The organism is Gammaproteobacteria bacterium, from assembly GCA_009845905.1.
In the GTDB taxonomy this organism is placed as follows: Bacteria; Pseudomonadota; Gammaproteobacteria; order Steroidobacterales; family Foliamicaceae; genus Foliamicus.
The window spans coordinates 57,387-75,003 of sequence record VXYS01000010.1; the positions used below are offsets into that span (position 1 = coordinate 57,387).

Genomic DNA, 17,617 nt, shown 5'->3' on the forward strand with positions numbered 1-17,617 from the left:
CATTCATGTCTTCCAGCGCTCGGCGCGGCGAAGACTTTCGCGGAAGGGCCGGACACCTGCGCTGAGGATGCCGGCGGCCAATAAGCCGGCGACACACCCCACGATCGCCATCGAATACTTGAGGTCGCCGGGATTTCCGAAGCCCCGCTCCGTAATCCAGGCCACGGCGGTGGGACCCAGCCCGATACCGATCAGGTTGACCGGGAACAGGTACATCAGCGCGGAAACCTGTCCGCGCAACTCATTGGGCGTGATCTGCTGAATGGAGGCTACCGCGACGCCCCAGGGCGCGGCCGAAAGAAACACCATCGGAATCATGACGAGCAAAGCGTTGGAAGGGGTTTTCGCCAGCGGAAAGAGCGTTGCAGGCAGGATCGCGAGGACAGCGCAGATCGCCGCGGTGCGAAAGGTGGCCGTGCGCTGCCCGCGCGCCTGCAGATAGTCCGCCAGCCACCCGCCGCAGTAGATTCCGCCGGCGCCGAATACGAGAAGAATGGAGCCGTAGGCGACACCCGCGTCGATCATTTCCCAGCCGTAAGTTCGTACAAGGAAGGTGGGCGTCCACAAGGCCATCCCGTTGACCAGCACTCCCAGGCACCCGTAGCCGGCTGCGTGGCAAAGAAAAGTGCGCCGGTTGGTGTTCACGAAGGCTAGAAACTCCCGAAATGGCACACCCTTTCCGCCTGGGCCGTCCTTGTACAGACGGTCGCGGCGCCAGGGTTCGCGAACAGTCATCAATAGCAGCAAGAGCAGTATCCCGGGGGCGGCAACCAGAAAAAACGCCATTTGCCATGAATAGAACTTGCCGAGCAGTGGAATCTCGAAGTCCGGCATGCCCTGCACGACGCCAAGCACCCAGGCGCCCACCAGGTAGGAAACGCCGAACCCCATGTAGGTCCCCATCACGTAGGTGCTGATTCCGCGCGACAGCTTTTCGCGCGGAAAGTAGTCGGTGAGTATTGAATACGCGGCCGGATTCAGCGCCGCCTCGCCTACGCCGACACCCACGCGGGCCAGGAAGAACTGGACGAAGTTTCGGGCGACTCCGCACACCGCCGTCATCAGACTCCAGACCGCGATACCGATGGCGATAATGCCGACGCGATGACGCCTGTCGGCGATGCGTCCGATCGGAAAGCCCATCAGCGAATAAAACAGCGCAAACGCAAGCCCGTGCAGGAGGCTGATCTGTATGTCGCTGAACCCCATGTCACGCCGGATCGGTTCGACCAAAAGGGTAAGAATGGAACGGTCCACGTACGAGACCATGTAGGCCAGCATCAGCACACCGGTCACGTACCAGTAACGCGCCGGGCGGTAAACAGGCGGATGTCCGTCCGCGCCGGTCACGGGCTGCTCATTTCAATATCGAAGAGGACTTCAAGGTTGCGCGGCAGCGGCGGCAACTTCGGGAGCCACTCGATAGGTCTCCACAGCCTCCCGCACGGACACATAACCGTTCCGCAAGTCCTGCAGGATGCGTTCTCTGCTGCGGCGAGAGGGGTCGCCGAACCCGCCGCCGTTGCCGGTAACGATCCGCACCACGTCACCCCTGGCCAGTTCCGCGTTGTTGAAGGCCGCGCGAGCTTCCGGTGCCTGGCCGCGCCGCTTGATCTCGATGCGGTTTCCGGTTCCATCCATACCGCCGGCGAGTCCCCATGCAGGGACCGCGCAACGCGTGTATCCGGCCGTGACCCAGCCTCTGCGTCCGACGATTTCGTACTGCAGCTCCACGCCCTTCCCGCCTCGAAACCGGCCGGCTCCCGCGGCTTCCGGATTCAGCGCGTAGCGGCGCACATGGATACCGTTGCGGGATTCGTTGACTTCCACCGGGCAGTTGAACGTATCGCCGTGGGAAATGGAAAACTGCGCGCTGTCGCCATCGCGGTCGTGACCTGCCCCCCAGCCGCCCAGCTGCGGTTCGACGAAAGTCAAGTCCGGACCGCCCGGCGTCTGCGAACGAATCACGGTTGCGCAAATCGAGGAAAAGTGGCCGGCGGGAAGCCGGTCCGGCATGTGTGGCGCGAGCGTCTTGAGGATCAGGTCCTTGGACCGCATCTTGTTTTCGTAATAGAGCCCCACAGCCGCGGGACGAAGCGCATCGAATATCGAGCCGGGACGCGTCAGGACCTTCAGAGGACGGAAGCAACCGGCATTGGCCCAGGGCTCCGGCAGGGTGATCGACTTGAAGACCGCCCGGGCGCCGACCAGTGTGGCGTCGCGAGTGCCGTTGACGGGACCGTCGTCCTGGTCCGGATTGTCGCGCAGATCGATGGTCATCTCCCCGCGGCCTATTCGAATCAGCGCCCTGATCTCCCGGCCATCATCCAGCCGATCCGCGCCCCGGAACTCGCCTTCGGGAAGCGAAGCCAGGCCATAGCGGGCCATGGTCTCGCCGTAGTCCATGTAGCGCCGGATCGCATCAACCAGTGTGGTTCGACCGTACTTGCCGCACAGCTCCCGCAGCCTTCGCTCCCCCAGCCTGAGCGCCGCCACGCCTGCCCACAGGTCCCCCAGAGCCTGATCGGGCAAACGGCTGTTCGCGCGAATGATCTCGAATATCGCCTCGACGGGACTGCCGGCCTCGAAGAGTTTGAGCGGCGGCAGGATCAGGCCTTCCTGGAACAGCTCCGTGGCCTCCGGCGACATGGAGCCCGGAGTCATGCCGCCGATATCCACCCAATGGCCCTTGTTGGCGGTCCACGCGATCAGCCGGCCCTCAAAGAACACGGGCATGGCCAGCACCACGTCATTGGCGTGGCTGACGCCTCCCTCATAAGGATCGTTGGCGATGAAGATGTCGCCCGGCTGGATCGACGGCCGGGGATGCCTGGTCAGGACCGCGTGCACGGCCGGCGCCAGCATTCCCACGAAGCCCGGAATGCCGGCGCCCACGCTCGCCAGGTTGCCTTCCGCGTCGGTAATGGCAACGCCGAAGTCCAGTACCTCGTAAATCACCGAACTCATGGCCGCCCGCGCCATGGCGGCGAACATTTCCTCAGAGGTCGCGGTCAGCGAGTCCTGAATGAGTTCCTGGGTGAACGAATCCATATCGCCGGCCACCCGAACGCTACCGTGTGGCCGGCTCAGGAACTTCAGAAGTTGTAGCGGAAATCGACTCTCCAGACCCGCGGCGCCGCCGGGTGCACGAACAGCGGAGTGACGACTTCGGAGTTGTACTCCTTGTCCGCCGCGTTGTTCACGTAAAGCGACGTTGCCCAGTTGTCGCCTTCCAGTCCCGCCCGCAGGTTCACCAGGCTCAGGGTGTCGCGGGGATGCGTGTTCTCAGGAGTCCAGAATTGCTCCCCGCGTCTTTCGTAGTCCGCCCGGGCAAAGAACGTCAACCCGGCGCCCAAATCGAATTCGATCCGGGCGCCGGCATTGAACGTATCCTTGGGGACGTAAGGAAGGTCGTTGCCCACCGTGCCGGGGCGCTCGGCGTATGCGGTGATTTCCGTATTGGTCTTGCCGTATGCGGCATAGAGATCCAGATTCTCCAGCGGGCGCCAGGCGGCTTCCAGCTCGAATCCGTCCAGGTCCGCTTCGTCGATGTCCTCGAAAACCTGCACGAATGCGAGCCCGTCAAAGGGAAAATACTGCGTGTTGTCCACCGATGAAGAGAACCACGCGGCATTGAACCGGAAATTGCCATAGTCGCCTTTCACGCCGACCTCGAAGGCCGAATTTTCCTCCTGCTCGATGAACTCGTTCGCCGTGGCGCTGATGATCCCGATTCCGGGATAGTTGAATTGCCCGGCGCGATAGCCGATGCCCCAGCTTCCGTAAAGGTTGATTTCGTCGGTGGCGGCATAAGCCAGCGTAACCTTGGGCTGGAACTTGCTGAATTCCGCCTCATTGGTTTCGCGCGAAGGACGGGTGTTGGCCAGCAACTCGCTGAACGTCGCGTAGGCGCCGCAGGTGACGTCGGGCATGTCGCCCGGAGCGCCCGAGCAGGCTGCCGCGCCGTAGGGCCGATTCACGCCGGACGCGTCGGCCCGGCTGTAGACCCGGCCCGCAGTGTTGTAGGGATTCACAAGCTGCTCGCGGTTTTCGCGGTCGTAACGACCGGCAACGTTGACGGTGAACTGATCGGTCATCGCCCATTCCACGCTGCCGAACACGGCCTGGGCGTAACTGTCCTCGACAAACGAAAGGAAGGAGCCGGGGTCAACGCCTGTCGGGTTGGTGCTGTCCTCGAATTCGGGCACGTCGATGGCGCGGATGTTCCCCTGGCCCTTGTCGATCCCGGAAACGGTGGAGCGCAACCGTTCCCAGGCAAGGTAATAGCCGCCGAACTGCCAGCTCAGCGGGCCGGCGGAATTCGAGGTGAAGCGGATTTCCTGGCTCCAGCCGTCCACGTCCACGAAGGAGTGCTGCGTGCCGTCGAAGTACGACAGATAGGGTGCACGATCCGCCACCGACGAAGTCTGCAACTCATCGTAGGTGGTAACGGACTTGATGTCCGCGAAGTCGAACGAGGCGTCGATCTTCACCGAGAAGGTCGAAGTGTCGCGGGTGCCGCGATCCGGATTGTTGGCCACGTAGGGCAACCCGGTCAGATTCGCGCCTTCGCTGACCACCTGGTCAACGGTCACGCCCAGTTCCTCGGCCGTGCCCAGGAAGACTCCGAAGATCTCGAACTGAGCGGCGCCCGGCCAATGAAAGCCGATGCCCTTGCCGGAGTGCTTCGACACCTGTCCCTTCAGGTCAACGGATATCGTGTCGCTCGGCGACCAGCTAAGCCGCGCGCGCAGCGTGCGGTCCTCGTAAGGGTCAACGTCCTCGTCCCGGGTCACGTTATGGAAATAACCGTCCCTGTTCACCACGCGACCCGACAAACGAAAGGCGGCGTTATCGCTGATCGGGCCGCTGTAGGAACCCTCCACGCCCATTTCGTCGGCCGTCCCGTAACTCAGCTTTACATGGCCTTCAGGCTCTTCGCTGGGCGCCTTGGTGGTAACGATGATCGCTCCGTTGGAGGCGTTGCGGCCATAAAGCGCGCCCTGCGGACCCTTGGCGACCTCGATCTGCTGGGTGTCGAACACCTGGCCGATGAATTGGCGCGCGTTGACGATAAGGACATCGTCCACGACGACCGCCACGGGCAATTCGCCGTTGCGCACGCGGCTCAGGCCCCGCACCGTCAGGAATGAAGTTCCGATGGTCTGCGATTCGGCAAGCGTCACGTTGGGAATGAACTGAATGTAGTCCGCCGTCTGGGTAACCCCCGCGTCCTCCAGTTGCGCCGCGGTCATGGCATTCACCGTGATCGGCGCGTCCTGAATGTTCTCCTCGACCTTGCGGGCGGTAACGACGATTTCCTCCAGCATGGCCTGGGCCGCGGCCTGTTGAGAAAGCGAGATCGCAAGCGCAAGGGTCACCCCCAACCCCAGCGCGCCTCGTAGAGAAAGTGCGAAGTTCTGCATGATAGAGCTCCTCCGGCCGTCAGGTTCGGGACAACGAATCCCGTGGAAGCGCTCTGCTCGGCGACCCCTCTACGGACTCATTGCCACGTTGCTTTCACGCAAAACAGTAGCCGTCGAACCAGGGGCTGCCAACTACTCGGAAGTGTAGTCTTGGGGCCTCCCGCAGCGGGTCGGATCAGTCTGCCGGCACCTTGATCAGGTTCCCGAATTCGTAGTCACCGCGAAAGATTTCGAACCGCTCAAGCTCGTCTTCCGGCGGCGGCTCCATGCCCCAGACACGGCTGTTTGTCCAGCCGATCCGCTTTTGCCAGGCGGCGCTTTCGGCGGCCTTCAGCGCTGCGATGGAGCAGTCGATGACCGGGACATTGGCGGAGAACCGTGCACGCAGGAACTCCTGCAGTTCCGCATAGAAACCCACCTCCAGCGTGCAACCCAGGATGATGGACTCCGCCTTGCTCTCCTCAACCGCGCGCACCGCAGCGAGTTCGAGTTGCTTCCTGGTTTCCTTGAGATTCTTGTGAAACTCCTCAACGCGAAGCCCGACAGCCTCGAAGGACGCGAGCTTCTGTGCGTAGCCGTACTCATGCACGGTCTGCTTCATCTGATCTTCCCACTTGGTGCGCCCGATGATGATCGAGAAGTTGTTGGCGACATTCAAAGCCGCCGTGATCGACGCCTGGCAGGGCCCGACGATTGCCGTGTCACCGGAAATTTCCCGCGCGTCCAAGAGCGCGGGATCGTAGAAGCATCCGATGGCCATGGCATCGAACCCGCCCAGGGCCGCCTGCCTCGCCGCCCTGACCGTGTCCGCCACGATCAGCGACTCGTAGGCGCGATACTCCAGGTTGTTCATTTCCGGAGCGACTGAATTCGGGTTCAGCGACGCGATGTGCACCTCTGTGTCGGGACACTTGAATTTGCGCGCCATATCCGCGAAGACGTCATCGTAGGCCGATGTCCCTACCGGATTGAGGTACATGACCTTGGTTCGGGCATTCATGGGCGCTCCTGAACTTCTCAGACCGATCCAAAAAATCCTACTGGGCGGCGGAAGTGAAGGAACCCACTCGAAAGAGTAGTTTGCGCAGCGTTTGCCGACCGCTAGGCTTTCCCGGCAATCGACAGACTGCGACCGGCCGAACCGCGGAATATGAAAGCACGTCCGGAATCCAACGGCGACCATACGCGCAGCCGGGTGCCCGATCAGGCCACGATCGGCGGCTTCCGGATCGCGGTTGTGGTATTCGGGATCGGGGTGACCCTCCCAATCTTCTACATCGGGTCGGAAATCAGCCTCGCTCTCGGTTTGCGAAGGGCCACGCTTGCGCTGTTCGGCGGATGCGCGATCGTGGGCCTGATGATGATCGTGACGTCGATCATCGGCGCGCGCACCCGGCTGTCGACCTACATGATCATTCAGTTTGCGTTCGGCCGCAGCCTGGTTCGCTTTCTGGTCAATCCACTGCTGGCGATGACCTACGTCGGCTACTTCGCGGCCACCGGAGACATTTTCGGCGGGGCCATCCGCGAGGCGGTTAACGCCTTCTACGGAATCGCGATACCCAGGGCTTTATGCGCCTTTGTCGGCTGCGTGGCCATGAGTCTGACGGCAATGTACGGCTTCCGCTTTATCGAACGGTTTTCCAGCCTGGCAGTCCCGCTACTGGCGCTGTTCATGCTCTACGTGGTCTATCTGGTACTGCAGCGCATCCAGTTGCAGGACCTCTGGTCGGCCCCCGGCGCCGGGGGAATGTCGGTGGGCCTGGCCATTTCAACCGTAGTGGGGGCCAACATGCTCATGGCGGTGTCGGGACCGGATCTGACCCGTTACGCACGCACCGGGCTGGAGGGCGTGAAATCGGTCTCCGGGCTCGCGGCCGGCTACCCTCTGATCATGTTGGCATCCGGCATTCCAGCCCTCGCGTTCGCCGAAACCGACATCATGAAGATCATGCTCATCCTGGGCGTGGCCCTGCCCGCCTTGTTCATACTGGTCTTTTCGACCTGGACGACGAATACCGTCAACCTGTATTCGGCGGTACTGACACTGGCCGCCTCCTTCCACCGGTTCTCGGACAAACAGTTGGCGATGGCGGCCGGCGCGCTGGGCACACTGGGTGCGGTGCTGGGCATCATGGACGTGTTCCTGCCCTTCGTACTGATTCTCGGAATCGCCGCTACCCCGATTGCCGGCGTCTATATCGCCGACTTCTTCCTGTTGAGCGGCTCTGACTACAGGCTGGAGCGCCTGTCCGCGCGACCGCCGGTCGGCTACTCCGCCTTGCTCGCATGGATAGCCGGAACCGGTGTGGCCGCTGCCGCCAACCAGGAGCTGCTGGCGCTGACGACGGTCCCGGCAGCCGACGGCATGATCTCGGCCTTCGTACTCCACGCCGTACTGTCGCGATGGGTCCTGAAGGGTAAGCGCTGAAAGTACGGGTGCGGGTGGCTACTCGAAAGTGGCAAGCCGCTAGGAGAGGCCGGTCCTTAATTCCCCGTACAGTTCCGTGATGGTCCCGATCAGATAGCGTTCGAATTTGGGGTCTCCAAACGAACTCTGATAACGGTCCTCCGGCAAAAAACGCTTCATTTCGCCCCGGAACGGTTTTCCGGCGACGATGGCAGGCACCCGCTCGACGAGTGAGTCCAACAGTTCCGCATAGCACGCCACGCCGTAGTCCGCAATCTTTCGCTCCACCAGATCCGGCCGCACGTTGGCGCCTCGCTGCCTGAGCCACGCCAGGTCCCAGATGTCGCGGTGGCGCACGCGTTCCCGGGAGGCCGCCAGAGCCAACAGCTTGTCGGCCATGATCTCATCCAGGGACTCGACCAACAGCAGCAGGTCTCCGTACCCGTCCGGAAGAAAATCGTAATTGACTTGCAGCTTCCGTACCTCCGAGGTGTAGGCCGGTACGCCGGCAATCTCAATGTGGACACGCTGCTTCGGAAGGTCCCTGCGCCCAGGATCGGTAACGATTGAAACCCGCCATTGATGCAAGTCAACGCCGGCGCGTTCCGGTTGCTTCTTGTTGGACTTTGGCTCTTTTACAGTCACTTCCAGTCCATACCGTCCGCCCACGTGAGACTCAACCCGATCCATTAGTGTTGCAAACCGCGTCGTTGAGAAGTCCTGGCCGCCGGCAAAATCCAGATCCTCGCTGTAGCGGTCCGCGCCGTAGCAGAGGCGGAGCGAAGTGCCTCCCTGAAATACAAGACCGCCCAGCAAGCCGGCCTGTTCAAGGCCGTACAGGATGTCGTAGTGGAGCAGCTCCTTCTGGATGACGGTCCGCATGTGCGCAACCTGTCTGTCCTGCATGGCGCGGTCCGTCAACGCATTGAGCACGTTGTCAGTCTTCTTCATCAAGAGCGCTCCGGTCGACCAGATCCAGGTTACGGCCCACGCGCTTGAGATCACGATAAGCGGTCTGCCTGGTTGCCAGGCGCAACGGCCGTCCCGCGTCCACCGTGCCGTCAATGACATCAAGCACGGAGCGGGCCGTGTGGGTAAATTCGATGACACCGAACGGAGTCGAGTACTCGCCCCTGCGCCCCGTGGTCATCACGGTCAGCCGCATCGGGATTTGCGAGATTAGTCCGTACTCGGACAAGGCAGATTCCAGACTGACGTAACTATGGTGGCCACGGCGCATTGCCCGAGCGACCTGTTCAAGAGTGTCGGCGCCCTGATTGGGGGACAGCGCATTGACGTACACGCCGTTGACGGCGCGCTGCAGCACCTGGTTCCGGACCAGTCGGTTAAGGCCGGCATTCAACGCGTTCGTGTCGTCTTCACGGAAAATCTTCGCCAGGTCTTTCTTGGTGAAGACCGGCGGTCCCGTTCTTTCGTGACGCATCAGTTCCCGGATGGCTGCGATTTGTTGCATGAGACAAACTCTGGTGTTTCTTGCAATTCCTATATTAAGTAGACACCTTTATTACACTATGATTATATTAATGTCAATATATATGCCCAATGCTGCCGTTATCATGCGGTCGCCGTCTGCGAACGCGTTGGAGCATCGGGCACTATGGGCCGAATCGTCATGGATGCGCCAAAGGTTGGTGCTGAGGGAGCTTCTGCGACTTCTTCGCTGGCAACGGCCTTTCTCTTTTGGGCAATGCTGACGGGCGTGGCGCCGGATTCTTCGGCTGCCCGGGAGCCCGATTCGGACGATCTCCCGATCGCTGCGCCCTTCGAAACGTGCCGGTTCACGGCGGGTGGTTCCGAATCGGGCGAGACGCTGATCATCGGCAACCTGCTGACGGGCATGGACGGCGCGGAGTATGGCGGGGTTCTCATATCAGAGGGCAGGATCGTCGAACTAGTGCCTGAAAACGCTATAGGGACCGCGGCGGAGGGCGCCGCGGTATTCGACTGCGGGGGGAACTACGTGTCCCCGGGGCTGATCAATCCGCACGAGCACACGCGCTACAGTTTCCAGATGCTGACGGCGCGGGACCGGGCGAAGCTGCCCGTCTATGCGCATCGCGACGAATGGATTCCCGAGTCCGGCGTCGGGGACGGCGAGGACAAGATTCGTTACAAGGACGGCACGAACGATGCGAAGACGCTCTTCTGGATCGAGCTTCGGCACCTGATTGCCGGCACGACGCTGATCGCCGGGTCGGGCGCAGTGCAGGGTCTGGCAAAGAACGCCGGTTCCCGGCGGCGACCAGGATACGAGTATGCCGCCGACATGAGGACGTTTCCCTTCGGCCAGGAAGCGATGCAGCGCATCCGCCGGTTGCCGTCTTTTGCCTACGACGGCGAGGAGGCCTTCAGCCCGGAGTTGACCGAGGATCTTCCCGCGCACGCGCCCTACGTCCCGCATGTGGCGGAGGGCACGGACCTCGTCGCCCGGTTGGAAGGCCGGTTCTTTCTGGACTATGTCGCGACGCGCAATTCCGGTCGGCGCTTCTCGGTAATCCACGGCGTAGGCCTGGATTCCGGTGACATTGCAAGACTGGGCGAGATGGACGTGACGCTGATCTGGTCGCCGCGCTCCAACGTCGCCCTGTACGGCGAAACGGCGGACATTCCCGCGCTGCTTCGCGAGAACGTGCAGATCGCGATCGGCACGGACTGGTCGGTCTCGGGGTCGTACAACATGCTCGAGGAACTGCGATGTGCGAACGACCTCCACGGGAGCGGGTCGGGCAGCCCGGTCCTGTCTTCGGCGGACCTGTGGCAAATGGCCACAGGCAACGGCGCCTACGCGCTGGGGCTCGAGGCGGTCACGGGCGAACTGGAAGCGGGGCTGGCGGCGGACATCATAGTGTTCCGGAAGCAATCCGACGATCCCTTCGACGACCTGCTGCGCAGCACGGCGCGGGAAGTGCTGGCTACGTTCGTCGACGGGCGGCTGCGCAGCGGAAACCGCGAAGGCTTCTCCGGCGCCTTGCCGGACGACTGCCGGTTCACCGTCGGCGCCCATTTCGTGTGCGCCGAGTTGCCGGACTCCGCCAGGGGACTACCTTTTGGGTTCGGGGAGGTGCTGCAAGCCAACCGGAAAGAAGATATCGTGCCGCTCTATCGTGAAAACCATCGACCCTTCCCCAACCAGGCGGAGTGCACGGTGCGGACACGCACACACCCGCCGTCGTGAGCAAAGTGCCTGAGCGGTCCACGGCAAGCGGCTCGTCCGGTGCGCTGCTGGACGTGATCGTGGTCGGCGCCGGGTTCGCCGGCGTCTACGCGCTGTACAAGTTCCGCCAGCTGGGTTTTTCCGTGCGGGCCTTCGAAGCGGGCGGCGACGTGGGGGGCACCTGGTACTGGAACCGCTATCCGGGGTGCCGCTGCGATATCGAGAGCATCTATTACTCGTACCAGTTCGACGACGATCTTCAGCAGGACTGGGAGTGGACGGAGCGATATGCGTCGCAGCCGGAAATCCTCTCCTACATCCGCCACGTGGCCGACCGGTTCGACCTGCGCCGCGACATTCGGTTCAACACGCGCGTCACGGCGGCCACCTTCGAGGAGGCTGCCGAACAGGCCCCCGCGCACTGGACGGTCACGACCGACGACGGGCAAACGCACAGGGCGCGCTTCTGCATCATGGCGAGCGGCGTGCTGTCAACGCCGAATCTGCCGGACATTCCGGGGCGCGACACGTTCGCCGGCGCCACGTATCACACCGGCCAGTGGCCGCATGAGCAGGTCGATTTCTCTGGCCTGAAGGTGGCCGTGATCGGCACCGGATCGTCCGGCATCCAGTGCATTCCGCTGATCGCGGCGCAGGCCGGGCATGTGTCGGTGTTCCAGCGCACGCCCAACTACGCCGTTCCGGCCAGCAACCGGCCGCTGGAGACGGATGAACTGAACGACGTGAAGTCCCGCTACGGCGAGATTCGCGCAGCATCGAAGAAGGGCTTCACCGCGCTGCCGTTCAAGCCGGCGGGCCGCTCCGCGCTGGCCGTGTCCGAACAGGAGCGCGAGGAAGTGTATGAACGCTGGTGGGGGAACTTTGGGCTGGCGTTCCAGGGCGCGTTCGCCGACGTGTTGTTCGACGCGCAAGCCAACCGGACCGCGTCCGAGTTCGTGCGCCGCAAGATCCGCGACCTCGTGGATGACGAGAAGGTGGCCGAACTTCTGACGCCGGACTTCCCGCTGGGCTGCAAGCGCATGTGCGTGGACACGGACTACTACCCCACCTACAACCGCGACAACGTGACCCTGGTGGACATCAGCCGGGATCCGATCGACGGCATCGTGCCCGAGGGCATTCGCACCGGCGGCAGGGTGCACGCGGTGGACGCCATCGTGTTCGCGACCGGATACGACGCGATCACGGGCGCGCTGCTGGCCATGGACCTGCGCGGCCGCGGCGGACTGACCCTGCGCGAGAAGTGGACGGACGGACCGCGCGTCTATCTCGGCCTGGCGACCCACGGCTTCCCCAACCTGTTCATGGTGAACGGCCCCGGCAGCCCGTCGGTGCTGATCAACATGGTCACGGGCGTGGAGCAGCACGTGGACTGGATCGCCGATTGCCTCGTGCACATGCGCGAGCGCGGACTGGATGCGATCGAAGCCGAGGCGCAACACGAGGACGCCTGGGCGGTCCACAACGACGAGGTGGCGCAGCGTTCGATACGCGGCGACTGCGCCTCCTGGTACACGGGCGCGAATATCCCCGGCAAACCGGGCGGCTTCCTACCGTACGTGGGCGGCTTCCCGGCCTACGTCGAACAGTGCGAGCAGGTCGTCGAAAACGGCTACGCGGGCTTTGCGCTGCGGTCTTTTCGCTCCCCCGTCCTGTGCGGAGACGCATGAACCCATCCATGGGGCTCGGCGGCGGCTGTCCTGCCGCCGACGCTCCGCACAGGACGGGGGAGCGAAAAGACCGGAAGTTAAGCGCCGGCCAGTGCTATGGCGCCGAGATAAAGGCTTTCCTCGCCCAGTTCGAACTGCGCGGATGCGGTGCCTGAATCCGCCTTGAATTCCAGTTGGTACGAACCGCTGTCCGTTTCCAGCCTGTCGAAGCGGAAGTCGCCGAACATGTCGGTGGCCGTTCGCGCCACCTCCGAGCCGTCCCGGCTGAGCACGACTTCGACGTCGCCGGCGCACTCCTCGACGCCATTCACATCGACCACGACCGACCCGGCCACGAAGCAGTGGGTCATCAGGTGCATGTTCTTGTAATAGACGCGCGGCCGTGAGCCCAACTCGGGCTTCAGGACCTCCAGGTCCTCGTCCTCGGCGATGCGCTGCATCTCCTTGTCCTCGACCTTCATCGAGCGGAACACGTTGGTGGGGCAGGCCTGCTCCACGCGGGTCTTGTCCCAGCCCCCGTCGAGCAGGTGCGCATCGAAGAACCAGGCCTGCGGCACCTGCTCCTCCTCGTTCCAGAAGATCGCGCCGTACGGGCAGGCGTCCACGATCTCCTTCTGTCCCTTCGATTTCTCCGGATCAATCAGCACGATGCCGTCAGCGCGCTTGGTGATGGCGCCGTCCTTCGCCGCCTTCATGCACGGCGCGTCGTCGCAGTGGTTGCACATGACCGGCATGAAGTGCGCCTCGACCGCCGGCCAATTGCCGCGCTCGTGGCGCTTGATGTCCACCCAGCTGTGCCCGCGGTCCGGCTGCGGGGCCGAATAGCCGGGGAACTCGTTGCCGATGTGCTCGTCTTTTGTCGCCAGGAAGCAGTTGCGGCAGTTATCGCAGCGCTCGATATCGACGACCATGTTCCATTTCTTCGCCATCACGCCGCCTCCGACCGTTGCCAGGTATCGACGCCGGTCCATTTCTCGAACTGGATCAGCGACGTGTTGGGCGCCATGCCGCTGGCCTGCTCGGTAATGGTTTTCTTGGGATTGAGCATGTTCACGCAGCCGCCCAGGTCGGTCGAGTTGCCGGGCTCCCCGACGGGCCGGTACTGCGCCGACCCGGTGCAGGCGCTGACCACGCCGGGACGCAGCCGGTCCGTGACCTGAGCGGCGCAGACCACCGAGCCCCTGAGGTTCCAGAGGCGGATCAGGTCGTCGTCCTGGACCCCTCGTTCTTCAGCGTCCTCGCGGTTGACGCGCGCCACCAGGTAGGAATGACCGTTCACCGTGACGCGGTGCTCGCGGATGTCCTGCAGCGTGCAGCCCTCGTCGTCACCCATGATGTGGAACGGATAGCGCGTGTGCGGCGTCAGCAGTTGCAGCGGAAAGTCCGCCAGCGCCGGTTCGGCCTCGGCGTTCTCGTAGCTCTTCTGGTACTTGTTGAGCGGCGGGCGCGCCGGGTCGTCGATCTGATTCAGCGTCTCGGGCAGGAACTCGAACTTGCCGGACGTCGTCTGCAGTCCTTCGCCGAAATCGCCCACGTAGTCCGCCGGTAGCGGATAGGGCTCGGGGGTGTCCTTCTTCCGCCCCTCGTAGTACCAGCGGTTGGCCGTGGGCGCGCGCGCGTCCTCGGGGTCGGCCGGCACGACGAAATAGCCCTTCTTCAGGAACTCCTTCCAGGTGGTGTGCTTGGCCACGTCGGACGAATCGAACACGCGCTTGCACCAGTCCAGTTCGGTGTTGCCGCCCTCCGAGTACATCGCGCCGAGCCCCAGGCGCTCGATCACGGCCAGGAAGATGTCGTAGTCGGACTTCGACTCGCCCAGCGGTTCGATGCACTTGTGCTGCAGCGACACCACGCGGTGATTGACCATCGAGAACATGTGGTGCACGTAGCCCGCGCCCACGTTGTAGTACTCGCCGATGTCCCAGCGCTCGAACACGGTGCAGGCGGGCAGGATGACGTCCGAGTACGGCGTCTCGCCCTCCCACCAGATCGACTGGTTCACGACGAACGGCAGGTTCTCCGACTGGTACATCTGCACCCAGCGGTTGGAATCGACCATCGTGCCGAAGTTGGGGCTGCCGTACTTGTACATCATCTGGATCTTCGCGTGACCGGGCGCCGGATAGCCGTAGCGCAGGAACTGGCCGCGCACCGAGGAAACGTCGGTGAGGAAACCCATCGCGCTGCCCTCCATGATCGCCTCGGGCAGCCGGATCTTGGGGATGTTCTGGCGCGACGAGTTCATCGTCACGACATGCGGCATGCGCTGGTAGTTGTTGGCCGCATTGGCGCTGTAGGTCAGTTCGCCCGACATGCTGCCTTCGGCATAGCCGGGGAAGTAGAAGGAGAAGTCCAGCGGGGCCCCGAACTGCAGATTGCCGAAGTTCACGCCTGCCCGGCCGAAGCCCTGCATCGCGCCCAGGATGGTCATCATCCGCGCCCACTGGACGCCCATGGGGCCGCGCCCTGCGCCGCCCAGGCCGCAACCCCAGCCGCCGGCGCCCAGATAGGTCTTCTTGCTGCCCCATTGGCGGGCCAGCGCCCGGACTTCGCGCGCCGGCACCCGGGTCTCCGCCTCCTGCCATTCGGGGGTCTTCGCCGTGCCGTCGGACTCCCCGAGGATGTAGGCCTTCCAATCGTCGAAGCCGGTGGTGCGCTTCTCGACGAACTCCTTGTCGTAGAGGTCCTCGGTGATCCAGACGTAGCAGAGCGCCTGGGCCAGCGCCGAATCGGTGCCCGGCTTGGGCGAGATCCACTTGCCGCCCAGGTGCGCGGCCGTGTGGTTCAAAAACGGGTCGATATGGACCATGGGGATGCCCAGCTCCCTGGCCCACTCGCGCCGGACCGTGCCCTCGTAGCCGTAGCTGGCGTCCGGGTCGCTCGACCAGAACACCATCAGCTCGGCTTCCTTGAGGCAGTCCTCCACGGTGCCGTAGAACTCCGGGGTGCCCAGCCGCAGGCTGTTGCCCCAGTGGTGCATGGCGCCCCAGTACCAGCCCTCCCAGCTATCGGGATTGTTGTGCAGTTTGGAGCAGCCGATCAGGTTCCAGAAGCGGTTGAAGGCGCTCAGGTAATGCCCCAGGTTGCCCCACTGGTGGTGCGAGCCGTGCGTGACCAGCACCGCGCCCGGGCCATGCGCCTTGGAGCGCTTGATTTCCTTGACCACGATGTCCAGCGCCTCGTCCCAACTGATGCGCACGAATTCCGACTTGCCGCGGTTCTGGATGTTGCGCTCGCCGTCGACGTCGAAGTCCACCCGCTTCATCGGATGGAGGATGCGGTTCTTCGAATAGACCATGGATTTCTGGCACAGGCCGTGCGCGGCCAGCGTGGTGCGCCGCGGCGGCGTGAATTCCTTGCCCCGGGCCTTGATGGTCCATGAGGGCGCGTCGTCCTTGTCGAAATCCACCGGGGTGATGCGGATGATCTTGCCTTCCTTGACATAGACGAAGATCGGACCGCCGTTGGTGCCGTTGGTGTAGCGGGTCACGCCGTTGCCCATGTCGGTGCCGATCTTCCAGCGGATCGACTGCATGCGGTTCAGCGTGATCATGAACCACACCGACGCCTCGTCCGATCCTTCCACGGTCAGCTTGAAGTTCTTGGCCGCGTCCACGCGCACGAGCTGGTCGAATGGAGGCGTCAGGAATTCCTCGGCGATCGCCCGGTTCTTGAAGACCACGGCGAAGTCGGGGTTCTCGTGAATGCCCGTCCCCGAGCGGATCCTGCCGTTTTCGATCTGCACCCAGCGGCCGGCGGAATTGTTCTGCAGCTTGAACTGCGCAATGACGTTTCTTTCCTTCAGGCGGTCCCTGAACTCGGCGTAGCGGAGCCTGGTGAACCGCAATGCCTGCACCATGGCCCAGAGAATGATCGAAAATCGCATGTAGTCCTCTCCCGGATGCGGGGTCTGGCAGACCGCTCAAGAGGCCCCGGATGATAGCAACCTTGCAGGCCGCCGTCACCTGAACGGGGAGCGGAACTTGATGGCGGCCGTGCTGGTGAGCACGCGATGCAGTCGGTAAAATCTCCTCTGTTCACGGCCAACCGGATCCTGATGACCGCGCAACTGATTGACGGCAAGGCCATAGCGTCCGCGATCCGTGAGGAAATCCGGCAGACGGTCATCGAGCGGCTTGCCGAGGGCCACCGGGCGCCGGCGTTGGCCACGGTGCTGGTGGGAGCGGACCCGGCCTCGCAGGTTTACGTGCGGAACAAGCGGCGGGCCTGCGCCGGCGCCGGCATCGCGTCGCTGGATCACAACCTCCCGGCGGATACGGACGAGCCGACGCTGCTGGCCCTGATCGACGAATTCAACGCGGACCCGAACGTGGACGGCATCCTGGTGCAGCTGCCCCTGCCCGAGCGCATCAACTCGCTGAACGTCATCCAGCGCATCGACCCGGGCAAGGATGTGGACGGGTTTCATCCGCTGACCTTCGGACTGCTGGCGCTGCGCACGCCCCGATTGCGGCCCTGCACCGCGGTCGGGGTGATCCGCATGCTGGAGAAGATCGGCGTCGATCCGAAGGGGAAGCACTGCGTTGTGGTCGGCGCGTCGAACCTGGTGGGGCGCCCGCTGGCGCTGGAGCTGCTGCTGGCCGGCGCGACGGTCACGGTGTGCCACCGGTTCACGACCAACCTTGAGCAGCATGTCCGGCAGGCGGAAATCCTCTGCAGCGCCGTCGGCAAGCCGGGAGTTATTCCTGGCGGCTGGATACGCGACGGCGCCGTGGTGCTGGACATCGGCATTACGCGAATGAGCGACGGGAAGCTGCGTGGCGACGTAGAATTCGAGGCGGCGCGCAAGCGTGCGGCCTGGATTGCGCCGGTGCCGGGCGGAGTGGGGCCGATGACCGTCGCCATGCTGTTGCAGAACACGCTGGATGCCGCCATTTTCAACACGACGTAATCG

12 protein-coding genes are annotated in these 17,617 nt (G+C 63.4%); 4 read left to right on the forward strand and 8 right to left on the reverse strand.

Translation table 11 applies throughout. The features are described from left to right. Nucleotides 1–3: 3 nt before the first annotated feature. From F4036_11035 to F4036_11050, 4 genes are all read right to left on the reverse strand, one after another. Nucleotides 4–1,287 (reverse strand): MFS transporter, encoded by a 1,284-nt coding sequence (locus tag F4036_11035; GenBank protein ID MYK38273.1) that lies wholly within the window; start codon nucleotides 1,285–1,287, stop codon nucleotides 4–6. Nucleotides 1,288–1,380: 93 nt separating this feature from the next. After that, nucleotides 1,381–3,051: a hydantoinase B/oxoprolinase family protein gene (locus F4036_11040; protein ID MYK38274.1), complete on the reverse strand. Its 1,671-nt coding sequence runs from the start codon at nucleotides 3,049–3,051 to the stop codon at nucleotides 1,381–1,383. A gap of 44 nt (nucleotides 3,052–3,095) precedes the next feature. Then, the gene (locus tag F4036_11045) at nucleotides 3,096–5,426 is read right to left on the reverse strand and encodes a TonB-dependent receptor (protein MYK38275.1); all 2,331 of its coding nucleotides are present in this window, start codon (nucleotides 5,424–5,426) and stop codon (nucleotides 3,096–3,098) included. A gap of 175 nt (nucleotides 5,427–5,601) precedes the next feature. Further along, nucleotides 5,602–6,426 (reverse strand): hydantoin racemase, encoded by an 825-nt coding sequence (locus F4036_11050; GenBank protein ID MYK38276.1) that lies wholly within the window; start codon nucleotides 6,424–6,426, stop codon nucleotides 5,602–5,604. A 150-nt stretch (nucleotides 6,427–6,576) separates the two neighbouring features. On the opposite strand from F4036_11050, the gene F4036_11055 reads away from it, so the two are divergent. Continuing rightward, nucleotides 6,577–7,857 (forward strand): hypothetical protein, encoded by a 1,281-nt coding sequence (locus F4036_11055; GenBank protein ID MYK38277.1) that lies wholly within the window; start codon nucleotides 6,577–6,579, stop codon nucleotides 7,855–7,857. 39 nt (nucleotides 7,858–7,896) lie between these two features. On the opposite strand, the gene F4036_11060 is transcribed toward F4036_11055, so the two are convergent. Both F4036_11060 and F4036_11065 read right to left on the reverse strand, forming a co-directional pair. Continuing rightward, a complete protein-coding gene (locus F4036_11060) occupies nucleotides 7,897–8,787 on the reverse strand; it encodes a nucleotidyl transferase AbiEii/AbiGii toxin family protein (GenBank protein MYK38278.1) in 891 nt (296 codons plus the stop codon). Then, complete coding sequence (locus F4036_11065; protein MYK38279.1) at nucleotides 8,774–9,310, reverse strand: hypothetical protein; 537 nt, start codon at nucleotides 9,308–9,310, stop codon at nucleotides 8,774–8,776. The genes F4036_11060 and F4036_11065 overlap by 14 nt, the downstream gene beginning before the upstream one ends. A gap of 144 nt (nucleotides 9,311–9,454) precedes the next feature. Here F4036_11065 and F4036_11070 point away from each other — a divergent pair, with 144 nt between their 5' ends. Then, nucleotides 9,455–11,032, forward strand: coding sequence for an amidohydrolase family protein (locus tag F4036_11070; protein MYK38280.1), 1,578 nt, complete (start codon nucleotides 9,455–9,457; stop codon nucleotides 11,030–11,032). Further along, nucleotides 11,029–12,702: an NAD(P)/FAD-dependent oxidoreductase gene (locus F4036_11075; GenBank protein MYK38281.1), complete on the forward strand. Its 1,674-nt coding sequence runs from the start codon at nucleotides 11,029–11,031 to the stop codon at nucleotides 12,700–12,702. The genes F4036_11070 and F4036_11075 overlap by 4 nt, the downstream gene beginning before the upstream one ends. A gap of 77 nt (nucleotides 12,703–12,779) precedes the next feature. Here F4036_11075 and F4036_11080 read toward each other — a convergent pair whose 3' ends face one another. Beyond that, nucleotides 12,780–13,631, reverse strand: a complete 852-nt coding sequence (locus F4036_11080; GenBank protein ID MYK38282.1) for an oxidoreductase — start codon at nucleotides 13,629–13,631, stop codon at nucleotides 12,780–12,782. Next, entirely contained in the window at nucleotides 13,631–16,588 is a 2,958-nt protein-coding gene (locus F4036_11085) for a molybdopterin-dependent oxidoreductase (protein MYK38283.1), read from the reverse strand. The genes F4036_11080 and F4036_11085 overlap by 1 nt, the downstream gene beginning before the upstream one ends. A gap of 171 nt (nucleotides 16,589–16,759) precedes the next feature. On the opposite strand from F4036_11085, the gene folD reads away from it, so the two are divergent. Continuing rightward, the gene (gene folD, locus F4036_11090) at nucleotides 16,760–17,614 is read left to right on the forward strand and encodes a bifunctional methylenetetrahydrofolate dehydrogenase/methenyltetrahydrofolate cyclohydrolase FolD (protein MYK38284.1); all 855 of its coding nucleotides are present in this window, start codon (nucleotides 16,760–16,762) and stop codon (nucleotides 17,612–17,614) included. The last annotated feature ends 3 nt before the right edge of the window (nucleotides 17,615–17,617 follow it).

Excerpts from the sequence above, each read along its gene's own strand:
- F4036_11040 (MYK38274.1), bottom strand. The coding sequence starts at position 3,051 with ATGGATTCGTTCACCCAGGAACTCATTCAGGACTCGCTGACCGCGACC.
- F4036_11045 (MYK38275.1), bottom strand. The coding sequence starts at position 5,426 with ATGCAGAACTTCGCACTTTCTCTACGAGGCGCGCTGGGGTTGGGGGTG.
- F4036_11050 (MYK38276.1), bottom strand. The coding sequence starts at position 6,426 with ATGAATGCCCGAACCAAGGTCATGTACCTCAATCCGGTAGGGACATCG.
- F4036_11055 (MYK38277.1), top strand. The coding sequence starts at position 6,577 with ATGAAAGCACGTCCGGAATCCAACGGCGACCATACGCGCAGCCGGGTG.
- F4036_11060 (MYK38278.1), bottom strand. The coding sequence starts at position 8,787 with ATGAAGAAGACTGACAACGTGCTCAATGCGTTGACGGACCGCGCCATG.
- F4036_11065 (MYK38279.1), bottom strand. The coding sequence starts at position 9,310 with ATGCAACAAATCGCAGCCATCCGGGAACTGATGCGTCACGAAAGAACG.
- F4036_11070 (MYK38280.1), top strand. The coding sequence starts at position 9,455 with ATGGGCCGAATCGTCATGGATGCGCCAAAGGTTGGTGCTGAGGGAGCT.
- F4036_11080 (MYK38282.1), bottom strand. The coding sequence starts at position 13,631 with ATGGCGAAGAAATGGAACATGGTCGTCGATATCGAGCGCTGCGATAAC.
- F4036_11085 (MYK38283.1), bottom strand. The coding sequence starts at position 16,588 with ATGCGATTTTCGATCATTCTCTGGGCCATGGTGCAGGCATTGCGGTTC.
- folD (MYK38284.1), top strand. The coding sequence starts at position 16,760 with ATGACCGCGCAACTGATTGACGGCAAGGCCATAGCGTCCGCGATCCGT.